This is a genomic window from Arthrobacter sp. UYEF21, assembly GCF_040546085.1.
Classification (GTDB): Bacteria; Actinomycetota; Actinomycetes; order Actinomycetales; family Micrococcaceae; genus Arthrobacter.
In genome coordinates, this window is the sequence record NZ_JBEPNF010000025.1 from 1 (window position 1) to 12,193 (window position 12,193).

Genomic DNA, 12,193 nt, shown 5'->3' on the forward strand with positions numbered 1-12,193 from the left:
TCGAACAAACCATCCTGCGCGGAAGAACCGGTATCCATACCCCCGATTCTCCCAGCCACCCCCATCCGGACCCGGTCAATCCGCCGGCGTTTTAAAAACCGGCACCCTCACTACTGACCCACGCACCTAGGTGTTAGGGATGGCCCGAACGCTGTTGTTCCGCTTGTCGTGCGTGAGTTCCACGAGGCCGAGCGCTTCCATGAGAGGCGGCAGATACATGCCAAAACGTCCGCGGTAGCCCTTTCGCAAGCCATACCAGCCCGCCACGGGGTTGGCCGGGTCCCTCCCCCACGCTTCAACCGTTCCCTCCGGTGCGGGCTTATTTTCGTCGGCGGCTCCGAGCGGCACCCAGTCGCCCTGCTCCAGCAGCCAGGCGTGGAGATCCTCAATAGCCTGGGCGTGGTACTTGAGGGTGGTGGAACCCACCTGGCAGACCAATGCGGGCGGATCGGCGTCAAGATCCCGGTACATGGTGTATTCGGACGATCCCGGCGCCGTCACCAGTAACCATGGATCGGACCGTGTTCCTTCAGCCATGATGTCTCTTTTCAGAAGAGCCCGACGACGGGCTGGGACGTTCAGACTATGGCAAACCGCAGAGCCGCAACAGGCACTACCTCAGAGCCTAATGAGGAGGCGTGCAGGTGGTCTCGGGACCGTACGTGAGCCACGCGGGCAGGGCTGCGGTGAAGCTGTCCCGAATTCCCGGCGTATTGGTTACTGTCCAGTCGACGCGGCCCTTCACCTCCGCTTCCTCTTTGTGCCATTCGAACCAGTTGATCATTTTCAGCTGCGGCAACGTGGCCGCGACGTCCACAGCGAATATCTGCTCCCACCAAGCGCGCTTAATGGCCAGTTCGTCCGCGCCACCGGCGCCGGGAGCGTACAGGGCGGCGGTTTCCGGGATGGCCACCGGCTTTTCGTGGCCGTCCCCGTAGACGTGATAGAAGTCGGGGAGCAGGCTGTCGTCACCGTTGGCGCCCACGTAATTTCCGGTGAGCTGCTCGGCGAACTTCCCCTTTTCCGGGAGTTCATTCTCGCCCCACGGATAGCGCGCACCCCAGTGGTACAGCGACATGCCCACCCAGTCCACCGCCGCATCCCCGGGGTAATACGGGGCGTAAGAATCGTCGGCCATGGTGAGGGCGCCGTCGTCGTCCGTGTCCAGCGCCGCGAAGTCGGCGGTACCGGGCTTGGCCTCAAACTGGCCGCCCGCGAAGGGATAGCCGCCCCCGTAGTTCGGCGCCCACATCATCGCCGACCCCGGAGCGCGGGTGTGGACGGCGTCCGCCACCCGGGTGAACGCGTCCACATACGCGGCAGGCTGTTGGGACCAGGGATACCAGGATCCGTTCATTTCGTGGGCGAACCGGACAATCACCGGCACGCCATCGTTGTTGAACGTGGCGAGGTCCGCAGCCAGCGCGGCAATGGCGTCGTCGGTTACCGCGGCCAGGCCGTTCATGGGTTCGAGGGTCAGCAGCATCATCTGCCCGCCGGTACGGATCTGGTCCACCGCCTGCTGGAGGTGCACCCGCTCCTCGGCGGTGTAGGGGAACCCGGCGAAGGACACACTGACCGCGGGTTTGTGGCCCAGATCGGCGGCGAAGCTGGCCAGCGGCTTGGCATTCAGGTCCAGGTTGACGCCAAACCAAGCGCCCGACGGCGGGACAAGACTGCTCCGGTCCAGCACCTCGCAGGTGGGCAGGGAAGGTGCAGCCTGGCTTGGCGGCTGGTTCAGCGGCTGTTCCCTGGCGGCGAGGCCACCAGCGATACCGGCCGCGCCAATGCCGGCAGCAGCAAGGCAGACGATCACGGGGACAACAAAGTCCGTCAGTGCCATGCGAGTAGAGACCTTCCTGACCTGCGGCTATGTCCCACAATCCTATGCGGCGCCACAGGTAGCGCTGGACCGGGACTTCTGCTCTCCGGTAGTTGAGGCTGTCGAAACCCCGGCCCGGTAGTTGAGGCTGTCGAAACCCCGACCGCAAGGAGGTAGCCGTAGGATGCGGTACATGGACATTGCCGTTGCAGGGGGTACCGGAACCGTTGGCCGCTACGTTGTGGCCCTGGCGAGGGACCGCGGACACCGGGTGACAAGCCTGTCCCGGTCCGAGGGTGTGGACCTGGTGACTGGCCAGGGCCTGACCGAAGCCCTGCAGGGAGTAAACACCGTTATTGACGTCTCCGGCATCCAGACCCTTTCCACCCGCAAGGCCGTTGGCTTCTTCATTGGCGCGGCCCGGAATTTGCTCGCCGCGGAGAAGGCGGCCGGCGTCCGGCATCATGTGGCGCTCTCGATCGTGGGCATCGATCATGCCGCTTCGGGGCTGTATGCCGGGAAACTCGCCCAGGAGGCAGCGGTCCGGAAGGGAGACGTGCCTTGGACCATCTTGCGCTCCACCCAGTTCCACGAGTTCGTGCCACTAACCATCAGCCTCGCATCCGTGGGCCCCGTGGTCGTGGTGCCGCAGATGACCACCCAGCCGGTCGCAGCACGGGAAGTCGCCGAGGCGTTGGTTGGCGCAGCAGAGGCGGGGCCGCAGGGACGGGTCGCGGATCTTGGCGGTCCACGGCGGGAACAGCTGGCGGACCTGGCCCGGGAGTGCGTGCGCCGGTCCGGGCACCGCAAGCTGGTCCTGGCCATCCCGGCGCCGGGCGCCATGGGCCGCGCCATGCGACACGGTGACCTGATCCCGGCGGCGAGTGCCGCCGTCGGACGCCAGACGTTCCGGGAGTGGCTGGAAGCCCGGCCCTAGTGGCTCCGCCTGTGATGCATAACGCCGGCGACGAGGCCCATGGTGCCCACCAGGGATCCGAGGATGATGCTGAGGCCTGAGACGTATTCAAGAATGGTCATCGTTGACGCACCTTTCATATGGCTGGTCCGCTGACGCTAACGGTCAATGCTCAGGATCAGCGCAAGACAGGCCCGCGTGTCGGATCACAATTCAGCCCCACGCCCCAAGTGACTCGCAGTTGACGTCGTGAAAACCCCGAATGACGACGTTAAGTGCGAGTCAGTTGGGAAGGGGGAAGCTACCGGTAGCCGTCCACGATCGCCGCCGCGATCTCCTTGTACGCCCGCCTGGTTTCGGGGCGAAGGACGTCCAGGGTGACGAGGTCGCCGTCGGCCACGCCGCGGTCGTGCGGGACGGCGATGAGCTGGCGGCAGATCCCGGCGAGGTGCTCCTCGATGGCGTCCTTGTCCACGCGGGAGGAGACCTCGTCCTTGTCCGTGATGACCACCACGGCGTTCCGGGCCAGGTCCTCATACCCGTGGCTGGCCAGCCAGTGCAGGGTGCTGCGGGCACGCTTGGCGCCACTGACCGCATACCCGGCCGCGATGACCAGGTTGTCGGCCGACTGCAGGATCCCGCTCATGGCATTGTGGGTGACGCCGGTGCCGCAGTCGGTCAGGGCCACCGAATAGTAGTTGGAGATCAGCTTGCGGATCCGCAGGTACTCCTCCGCAGTCAGCGAGTCCGAAACCTCCGGGTCCTGCTCCCCCGCGATCAGGTGCAGCCGGCCGGCGTGGTGCATGTAGCGGGCCAGCGCGGTGAGCGAGTCCACGGATTCGATGTTCTGAAGCAGGTCCGTGATGGTGCGCGGGCTGGCCTGCTGGTAGATCCCCTCGCCCAGGGCACGCTCCACAAGGTCGCCCGAGTCCGGGTTGGCGTCGATGGCGCAGGGCGCATCGCCGCGGAATTCGGCCAGGGTCAGGCCCACGCCCACCGTGGTGGAGGTCTTCCCGATCCCGCCCTTGAGGCTCAGCACGGCCGTGTTGTAGGACCCCTGCAGCTGCCGGGCGATGCGCCGTGCCAGTTCGTCCTCGTCGCGCTGCTTGGCGCTGGGCCCCATGTTCCAGGCCCCGCGGGTCATGGCGTAGATGGCGCCGCGGACCCCGCCCACCGGCCGGGGCTTCTGCTCTTTCACAAACAGGCCCGGGGAGCTGATGAAGTCCGGCATGGGGCTGTCGGCGATGACATCCGCGGCAGTGGGCCGTATGCGGCGGAACGCGGGGGTTTCGGGAACGTACGACGACGGCGGCGCGGGTGTGTCGCCGTCGTCCGCCACCGCGGTGGTGAGGGAGTGGTGCTCGCCCGGGTGCGCGGCGCCGGAAGCCTGCGCAGGGGGCTGCGCGGTGACCGGCGGACGGGCGGGCCGGCGGGTGGGCGCCGGAACATGCGCTGCGGGCTTGGCCTGGTCGGCGGCGGCCGCTGCCTCCGCCCAGGAGGTGCGGCGCGGAACGGGGGTGCCGGCGTCGGGCGTACTGGAAGGCTCGGGAGTTATGGCTGGCATGGTTCCTGTCTGGGCGTCCGCGAGCGCACCGTCGGCGCGGCGGAGGTCGCGGCGTCGTCGGGACGGTTGCGGTTGCCCTGCATCCTCTGCGATGGGTCGTGCGTTCTGATCCGCCGGATCGGGCATGTCTGTCCCCCCAGGACGTTCGGCACAAGGTTCTGCGGCACTTTACGGACTGATTCAGTCACCCAGTCTAGGTGCTGGGCCAGAAAGGCGAGGTCAGTGGCGGGTGAGGGCGGCAACCACAACGCAGGCGGTGAGCGCCAGAAGGACGCCCAGGATGGCATAAGCCTGCCATTTGGGCCGGGCCTTATGGGGGTTGATGTCTACGTAGGGCATCTAGCTGCGGTCTCTCCTAGTGGCGGTCACCCGTATGGCGCGCCGCTTGAGGCGCAGCACCTGGTACATCGCACAGAAAGGAACCAGCAGTGTGCCCAACAGCGCACACAGCGCCAGGGCATAGTCAGTGAGAGCCACAGCGGCCTCCATCGGTTTAGCAGTGATCCCCCATGCGATCACGGGTCACGCTAGCCGGAAGTCGCGGCGATTTTCAAGTTACCGAAACCCGGGCGCGGAGGGGTGGCCGCGCCGGCTCCTCAGAATGGGTCAGGAAAGTGGACCCTGACAGCCTGCCCGGATACCGGTTGACCGCCATCAGCACCACTGTCACCGTGGCACTGCCAGGCCGGCCAGCAGCACGTACGAAACCGCTTTGAACCTGCGACGACGGTGCTCCCGCCGGGACTCGCGCGCTGTCCACGTGAGCCGGCTGGACCGCACGGGACGCTGAGACTCATCGCGTCGGCCAAGGACCGGATGGTGCTGGTGGTGGCGCTGGCGATCCTGAGCGCCGTCAGCCCCATGGCCACGGACATGTACCTGGCGTCCATGCCGCGGATGGGCGAGTTCTTCGCAACGCCCGCGTCCGTCGTCCAGCACAGTGCGGTCCCCATGGCCGTGTGCTCGGCCCTCGCCGTGGCAGCGGTGATGGCTGGAAGCCGGGCGGACGCGCCCCATACCCTGACTCCCCGGACCGGAACCACCGGCCTCTCCACGATATGATCAAGCTACTTGATCAAGTTGCTTGTATAATCGAAGAATGACCGATGACCCAGCGACAGACCCGGTGCTCACGCACTCCCTTTTCGACGCCCTGCACCCGCTGCTGCGGAAGCTCAACGCCGAACGGACCATCTCCCCCGGCAAGGTCGGCGTCCTCCGCCACCTCGCGGAGCACGGGAGGGCGACGACGTCGGAACTCGCCACCGTGGTCCGCGTCAGCCCGCAGGCCATTTCCCTGTCCGCGCGGGAACTGGAAGGGCTGGGTTACGTGGTGCGCGTCGCCGATCCGGCGGACCGGCGCCGGGCCTGGCTGGAGCTCACCGAAGCAGGGCGGCAGAAGCTGCATTTGGAGTTGTCCGCCGGCCGCGGCTGGCTTGACCGGGCCATCAAAGAGCGCCTGACTCCGGCGGAGCGGAAGGCCCTGGCTGCTGCCATCCCCGCGCTCCGGAACCTTGCAACGGAGGCGCCGAATGACTGAAACCCGCTCCCCCCTGGTGCCGGCACTGATCTACGCTGCGCTCTCCACTGCGATCGTCAGCTCGCTGGGCATGCTGCTGGTGCCCACCATCTCCCGGGAGATGGACGTGCCCGTGGGTACGGCGCAGTGGATGCTCACCATTAACCTCCTGGTGGGGGCTGTGGCCACCCCCGTGATGGGCCGCCTCAGCGACGGTCCACACAAGAAGCGGCTGCTGCTCTGGGCGCTGCTGGTCATCTTGCTCGGGTCCGTCATCGCCGCACTGGCGCCAAACTTCATGGTCTTCCTGATCGGCCGGGCCCTGCAGGGCCTGACCTATGGGATTGTTCCAGTGACCATCGCCCTGGCCCGCCGCTATGTCGCCGCCGGCAAGGTCCGGTTCGCCATCTCAAGCCTGTCGGTGACCGTGGCAACAGGCCTGGGAATCGGTTATCCCCTGACCGGGCTGATCGCAGGGCTGTTCGAGTTCCGGTTTGCCTTCTGGTTTGCCGCCCTGTTCGTGGTCACCGCCATCATTGTGGTCTTCCGCACCGTGCCCGCCGGGCCTGATGAAAACGCCCCGAGGCTCCCGTTCGCCTACACCGGTGCGGGGCTGCTGGGTCTTGGCCTGGGCGTCCTGCTCCTCGGCATCAGCGAAGGGCCCAACTGGGGCTGGGGCGCGCCACTGACCATCGGAGCGTTCATCCTGGCAGCGGTCCTGCTGGGGGCCTGGGTCCGGGCTGAGCTGCGCAGCCGGCACCCCCTGATCAACCTCCGGGTCCTCCGGAACGGGGAGGTGCTGCTGGCCAATAGCACCGCCGTCGGGCTGGGCGCCGCGATGTACATCGGTCTCTCCATTTCCAGCCTGATCGCCCAGACCCCGGCGTCCACCGGCTACGGCGTGGCACTGCCCGTGTTCTGGGCCGGTTTTGTGATGTTCCCGTTGTCGGTGGGCAGTTTCAGCGCGAACCGGCTGGTCCGCCGGCTCTCGCACCGTATCCGGCTGACCACGCTGTTGCCCATCGGGGCCGGCATGATGGCAGCAGCCGGCATGCTGCTCTGGTTTGCGCACACCCAGTTGTGGGAAATCCTGGTGGGAATGCTGGCCTTGGGCCTTGGCATGGGGGCGAGCTACGCGGCCATGCCGGCGCTGATCGCCCGCAGCGTGGCCAGTGCGGAGCTGGGCAGTTCCGTGAGCTTCAACCAGGTCCTGCGGACCGTGGGAAGCTCGTTCGGCACTGCCGTTTCCGGCGCGGTACTGGCTGCCAACATGGCACCGGACCTCCACCCGACCGCGCGCGGCATCAGCGCGACACTCGAAATCGGAGCATTGCTTTGCGCCGCGGTATTCGCCGCCCTGCTCGCCCACGCGCTGGTAACGCGGTCCCAGAACCTAGCGGGCGCCCGGAAGACCGGGTAAGGCAGGGGAACAATAGTCTGCCACCAGCAGCCCTTGGAGAATAAATACCCACCCGCCCACTGTCAACGCATTTTTTCCACGTCTCTAAAACGGATTGTAATGTGATATGTTCCTCGATGTATTGCCTTCTTGGGGGGAGGCCAAACTGGGCTTTAGCCTGGCAATAAGTATTTCCCTCTGGGATCCGTAAAAATCATCTGAGAGGGATTTCCTTGTCCAACAATCTTCAGTTTGCCCCGGGCGAATCAAATGTCCACGTGGCAAAGTTCAGCCCGTCCGTCATCCTCTTCTGGCTCAAGACAGAGCTGGGAGTCACCAACACCCGAATTCTTTCGAAGCGCGCCAACTCGCTGCTCGGCGTGATTCCCTTGGGCTATGCAGAGGAAACCTTCCCGCTGGCTAATACAGCTAGCGTGGGCGTGGAAGTTAAGTTCTCCCTGGGGCGGGCCATTTTCGGCCTCATCCTTCTTATTGCGGGCCTGAGCAACCTCAATGCGTTCATTGGCTGGCTCGTTTTGCTGCTCGCCATCTCCCTCATCCTCAACGCAGTGAGCGCTGTGATGAAGATCAAGAATAACGGCGGCGGCGAAACCAAGCTCCAGGTCTCAATTCTGGAAAAGGCCAAGCTCGAGCAGTTCCGCAACGAAGTGAACGCGCGCCTGTTCGCAGACCACCAGGGGCTCCGGCACCAGGAAACCATGGGAATGCACACCATGGGCCTCCTGAACCAGCAGGCCCAAATTAACCTGCAGGAACAGATGAACCGCAACATCTCGGAAAAGTAGCCAGAGCATTTCGCTGCGCAGCCAGGTGTGAGGGCGCGGACGGCTATGCCGTCCGCGCCCTCACTTTTTGTCGAAGCAAAACGTCAGTGCAGCGGACGCGTCTCCTGAAGGCGCTTGATGAACCAGCGGGACTGTTCCGGGCCGTACGGCAGGACGGGGATGGCCTTGGTGGCATCTGAGGGGGCTTCGCGGATGGAAAGCTGGGCCTGGCGCACGGCCGTAGTCATGGTGTTGGCCATGGTCTTCACGAACTGGTCGCTGCAGGGCTGGCCGTGACCGGGAATGAGGAACTCGTAGCGGTGGCGCAGGGCGGAGATGTGGCGCAGGCTGTCGGCCCAATCCTCCGGGTAGGAGTCCTCGAAGGACGGGTGCGCGCCCTGCTCCACCAGGTCGCCCACAAAGAGGGTGGTGGGGCTGCCCACCAGGAGGTCGCCGTCGGTATGGCCGCGGTCCAGGTAGAAGAGGGTGACGGTGAGCCCGCCCAGATCCACCAGTACGGGCCGGTCCCGGACGATCGCGTTGGGCACCACCAGGTCCACGTTCTCGCCTTCGCCGGTGGACATTTCGGGCTCCAGCGTTCCTACGAACCGGCGCTGCAGGTCTCCGTGGCTGTCGATTTCCCCCGCACAGTTTTCGTGCGCCCAAAACTCCGTGACGCCGTCGGACGCGAACACGGCGTTGCCGAAGAAATGGTCGTAGTGCGCGTGGGTGTTGACGACGACGAGCGGCAGCTGGGTTTTCTCCCGCACCGCGGCCAGGATCTCGCGCCCCTGCCGCGGCCCGCAGCCGGTATCCACCACCATGGCCCGCTCTGAGCCCACAATCAGTCCCGTATTCAGCAGCGAACCTTCGGTGACCAGCACGTAGGTGTCCGCGCCGACGTCGAGCCATTCTGACATTGTTTCTCCGTACCTCCGCAAAGCCGTGTGGTTCTTCTTGGCCTCGATTCTACCCACGGGCCCTTGGGGTTCCGGGGAGGCCGGGACGCGGTTCCGGCTCTTGTGGAGGCATCTGCCCGGTGATCAGAGCAGCAGGATCACCGGCGTCCTGGCCGCTGAAGAGTCCCGCTGCTCGTCGTGCTGCTGCGCATGGGTGGCTACCGGACCAGCGTGGCCCAGGACTCCAGGAACTTTTCGGCAAGGTAGGCGTGGCCGGCGGTGTTCGGGTGTGCTCCGTCAAAATTGAAGCGCGGGCTGTTGGTGCCCGTGAACCAGCCGGCCCCGACGGCGTCAATGAACGGAGCGCCGGCAGCTTCGGCGCCGGCGCGGACCGCGCTATTCGCGGCGCCCAGTTGCCCGGCGAACGGCTGCGGGGCCGAGGGCCCCAGGACCACCACCTGGACACCCGGCCAGAACCTGCGGGCCGATTCGATGGTCTGCGTTGAGGCCGTGGTGATTTGGTCGGGGTTGGTGATCAGGGCGTCATTCTGTCCGCCCTGCAGAATGAGGATGTTGGGGACGAAGGCCTTGTTGCCGGCTATTTTCTGCAACCGGACACCGTATTCAAGGTTGCGATCACCCTGCGGACCGCCGCCCCAGGCGAAACCGGTGCCGGGCACACCGTCGATGTTGGTGGGGTATCCCAGCGACCCGGCCACGAGGTACGCCCACCCCTGGTCGGCCGGACTTGCGCCCACGCCGGCGGTGTAGGAGTCGCCAAGGACCAGGAGTACGGGCTTGGCCGGAAGCTTGATCCCCAGCCGCGAAGCCGATGCTGTGGCAGTAGCCGAAGCCGTTGCCGTGGCCGTAGCCGTAGCCGTAGGGGCAGACGACGGAGTCGCCGTAGCTGCCGCGGTAGCAGTCGGCGGGCTGACCCTCAGCGCGGCCGAAGGTTCGTTTGGACTCCGCGGGCCCATCAGGGCGATGCCCGCCACGCCAAAGGCCACAACAGCCAGCAGGAAGAGTGCTCCGTACTTGATCCATTCCTGCCTGGTCACGCGCAGTCCCCCACCGTTTCTGGTCACCCGGCACATCTTACCGGCAGGCGTCGTGCGCACCGGTGTCCGGGGTTTCGACCGGCTCAACCCCCAGGTATCGACAAGCTCAACCACCGGGGCCGGGTCTAGGCTAAGTGCATGAGCAGCGACCACCCCGTTTTGGCAGGCCTCGAGGCAGAACTCGGCTGGATCCGGGACACCTATACGGACCTGCACCGGCATCCCGAACTCAGCCTCGAGGAGCACCGGACCTCGGAACTCGTTGCGGAGAAACTCACCTCCTTCGGCTACGAGGTCACGCGCATGGGCGGCACCGGCGTCGTGGGCGTCCTTGCCAACGGTGCGGGGCCCACGGTCCTGGCGCGCGCGGACATGGACGCGCTCCCCGTCACCGAGGCCACGGGGCTGGCCTACGCCTCGGAGGTGGCAGGGGTGATGCACGCCTGCGGGCACGATGTGCACGTCAGCACGCTGCTCGGCGCCGCCAAGCTGATGGCGGACCGGCGCGGGGCGTGGTCGGGGACCTATATCGCACTGTTCCAGCCGGCGGAGGAGATCGGTGCCGGGTCGCAGGCAATGGTCGACGACGGCCTTGTCACCAAGGTGCCGCGGCCGGACGTCGCACTCTCCCAGCACGTGATGCCCATCGCCGCCGGCACGCTGTCCACCACGGCCGGTCCAGTGCTTTCCGCCGGGGATTCGCTGAAGATCACGGTCTACGGCAAGGGCGCGCACGGGTCCATGCCGCACATGGCCGTGGACCCGGTGGTGCTGGCAGCCTCGATCGTGCTCCGGCTGCAGACCATCGTTTCGCGCGAGACCAAACCGGGCGATTTCGCGGTGGTCACCGTCGGGGCGCTGAATGCGGGTACGAAATCGAACATCATCCCGGACCGCGCCACGCTGCTGCTGAACATCCGCACCTACGACAAACAGGTCCGGTCCGCGCTGCTCGCCGCGATCGAACGGATCGTCAGGGGTGAGTGCGTCACCGCCGGCTCGCCGCAGGAACCCGAGTTCGAGTTCTACGACCAGTCCCCGCTGACCAGTAACGACGCCGCAGTGACAGACAAAGTCACGGCGGCGTTCGTCCGTCACTTCGATGCTGGCGCCGTGTTCCGTGCCACGCCGCAGACCGCGTCGGAGGACTTCAGCCGCATCCCGGATGCCTTCGGCGTTCCGTACACGTTCTGGTTCCTGGGCGGCGCGGACCCGGAAACGTACCGGGCCGCCGTCGCCAACGGGACCGTGGCACAGGACATCCCGGGGAACCACTCCCCCTTCTTCGCGCCGGTCATCGACCCGACGCTTTCCTTGGGTGTGCAGACCCAGATCATCGCAGCACTGTCCTACCTTTCACAGGATGCGTAAGCCCTTGGTAGCTGAATCGACGGTACGAATGCCAGAATTTATAGACCCAGCAGAAAAATCCAAAGAAAGGTAGGGCGTCGTCATGAGCGAACAGTCCGGACAGAAAAAGATCAACGAGGAAGTCGAAGCACTCGAGGACGAGCAGCCCACCCAGGAGTTCAAACACCAGATCAGCGGCGAAGAGTGGCACGGTGACGCCGCGGACCAGGCCAACGACCTGCGCGAATACGAAGAGGAAGCGGAAATCCGGGCGCAGTCAGGCCACCACGGGGACGCGGACAAGTAGCAAAGACTACCCCGGCGGCTCCGCGTCAGAATCCAAGGCCGTCGCCGGAAAACTGGGCGGGGTCACTCGCCCTACGCCTGCGGTCCGCGTATCGGATGATTCCCCCTGCCCCGCGAGGGTGGAGCACGCCTCACAGCGCCCGACGAACTGGTGCGAGCAATCCGGCGGATCCGCGGTTTCCTCGTTCGGCACCCTGATCCGCATGTGATCACTCCCGTTCTTGTCCACGTCGCGATCGGCGGGTCACTTCGATGGCGCCGGCGGTAACCGTGGTGGGCACCAACCCTGAGTCCCGCCGGCAGCACCATTTAACCGAATGACCCGGCGCAAGGCACGAGTAGCCTGTACTCGAATTTCCAGCCACGGGTACGGGGTACGACGGCCCCGCACCGTGGGCTATGAAAAGCCGTCGAGCGCATATCTTGCGTGCGCCAGGATGTCTTCTTCATCGAGGCGGGACAGTTCCGGGTTCGGATCGTCACTGACGACGTTCTCCCGGACGAGTCGGCGAACAGCTTCAACCAAGCGCTTCATTCGCTGAAGGTAGGTCCCGGCGCGGGCCCGTCAACAGCGT

Annotated in this window: 14 protein-coding genes; 7 read left to right on the top strand and 7 right to left on the bottom strand. The window is 65.7% G+C overall.

The window, feature by feature from the left end:
- Window positions 1-126: 126 nt before the first annotated feature.
- Window positions 127-537 carry a DUF6855 family protein gene (locus tag ABIB27_RS18115; RefSeq protein WP_354217619.1) on the bottom strand — a complete coding sequence of 137 codons (411 nt, stop codon included), beginning with the start codon at window positions 535-537 and terminating at the stop codon, window positions 127-129.
- Window positions 538-625: 88 nt separating this feature from the next.
- Window positions 626-1,843: a glycoside hydrolase family 26 protein gene (locus tag ABIB27_RS18120; RefSeq protein ID WP_354217618.1), complete on the bottom strand. Its 1,218-nt coding sequence runs from the start codon at window positions 1,841-1,843 to the stop codon at window positions 626-628.
- A 172-nt stretch (window positions 1,844-2,015) separates the two neighbouring features.
- Between ABIB27_RS18120 and ABIB27_RS18125 the strand changes: the two genes are divergently transcribed.
- Complete coding sequence (locus tag ABIB27_RS18125; RefSeq protein WP_354217617.1) at window positions 2,016-2,759, top strand: SDR family oxidoreductase; 744 nt, start codon at window positions 2,016-2,018, stop codon at window positions 2,757-2,759.
- 280 nt (window positions 2,760-3,039) lie between these two features.
- On the opposite strand, the gene ABIB27_RS18130 is transcribed toward ABIB27_RS18125, so the two are convergent.
- Both ABIB27_RS18130 and ABIB27_RS18135 read right to left on the bottom strand, forming a co-directional pair.
- A complete protein-coding gene (locus ABIB27_RS18130; RefSeq protein WP_354254562.1) occupies window positions 3,040-4,302 on the bottom strand; it encodes a MinD/ParA family ATP-binding protein in 1,263 nt (420 codons plus the stop codon).
- 339 nt (window positions 4,303-4,641) lie between these two features.
- A complete protein-coding gene (locus tag ABIB27_RS18135; RefSeq protein WP_354217615.1) occupies window positions 4,642-4,779 on the bottom strand; it encodes a hypothetical protein in 138 nt (45 codons plus the stop codon).
- A 339-nt stretch (window positions 4,780-5,118) separates the two neighbouring features.
- Here ABIB27_RS18135 and ABIB27_RS18140 point away from each other — a divergent pair, with 339 nt between their 5' ends.
- The 4 genes from ABIB27_RS18140 (at window position 5,119) to ABIB27_RS18155 (ending at window position 8,026) form a co-directional block, all read left to right on the top strand.
- Window positions 5,119-5,364 carry a hypothetical protein gene (locus ABIB27_RS18140; protein WP_354254563.1) on the top strand — a complete coding sequence of 82 codons (246 nt, stop codon included), beginning with the start codon at window positions 5,119-5,121 and terminating at the stop codon, window positions 5,362-5,364.
- A 37-nt stretch (window positions 5,365-5,401) separates the two neighbouring features.
- Window positions 5,402-5,842 (top strand): MarR family winged helix-turn-helix transcriptional regulator, encoded by a 441-nt coding sequence (locus ABIB27_RS18145; RefSeq protein ID WP_354217612.1) that lies wholly within the window; start codon window positions 5,402-5,404, stop codon window positions 5,840-5,842.
- The gene (locus tag ABIB27_RS18150; protein WP_354217611.1) at window positions 5,835-7,241 is read left to right on the top strand and encodes an MFS transporter; all 1,407 of its coding nucleotides are present in this window, start codon (window positions 5,835-5,837) and stop codon (window positions 7,239-7,241) included. The genes ABIB27_RS18145 and ABIB27_RS18150 overlap by 8 nt, the downstream gene beginning before the upstream one ends.
- A 257-nt stretch (window positions 7,242-7,498) precedes the next feature.
- Entirely contained in the window at window positions 7,499-8,026 is a 528-nt protein-coding gene (locus ABIB27_RS18155) for a hypothetical protein (protein ID WP_354254565.1), read from the top strand.
- An 83-nt stretch (window positions 8,027-8,109) separates the two neighbouring features.
- Here the strand turns inward: ABIB27_RS18155 and ABIB27_RS18160 are convergent, their stop codons facing one another.
- Window positions 8,110-8,925 carry an MBL fold metallo-hydrolase gene (locus ABIB27_RS18160; protein WP_354254567.1) on the bottom strand — a complete coding sequence of 272 codons (816 nt, stop codon included), beginning with the start codon at window positions 8,923-8,925 and terminating at the stop codon, window positions 8,110-8,112.
- A 197-nt stretch (window positions 8,926-9,122) separates the two neighbouring features.
- A complete protein-coding gene (locus ABIB27_RS18165) occupies window positions 9,123-9,998 on the bottom strand; it encodes an SGNH/GDSL hydrolase family protein (protein ID WP_502909273.1) in 876 nt (291 codons plus the stop codon).
- Window positions 9,999-10,100: 102 nt separating this feature from the next.
- Between ABIB27_RS18165 and ABIB27_RS18170 the strand changes: the two genes are divergently transcribed.
- Both ABIB27_RS18170 and ABIB27_RS18175 read left to right on the top strand, forming a co-directional pair.
- On the top strand, window positions 10,101-11,333 hold the full coding sequence (locus ABIB27_RS18170; RefSeq protein WP_354217607.1) for an amidohydrolase: 1,233 nt from the start codon (window positions 10,101-10,103) through the stop codon (window positions 11,331-11,333).
- 82 nt (window positions 11,334-11,415) lie between these two features.
- The gene (locus ABIB27_RS18175; protein ID WP_354217606.1) at window positions 11,416-11,619 is read left to right on the top strand and encodes a hypothetical protein; all 204 of its coding nucleotides are present in this window, start codon (window positions 11,416-11,418) and stop codon (window positions 11,617-11,619) included.
- A 396-nt stretch (window positions 11,620-12,015) separates the two neighbouring features.
- Here ABIB27_RS18175 and ABIB27_RS18180 read toward each other — a convergent pair whose 3' ends face one another.
- Entirely contained in the window at window positions 12,016-12,144 is a 129-nt protein-coding gene (locus tag ABIB27_RS18180; RefSeq protein WP_354254571.1) for a hypothetical protein, read from the bottom strand.
- Window positions 12,145-12,193 lie beyond the last annotated feature (49 nt).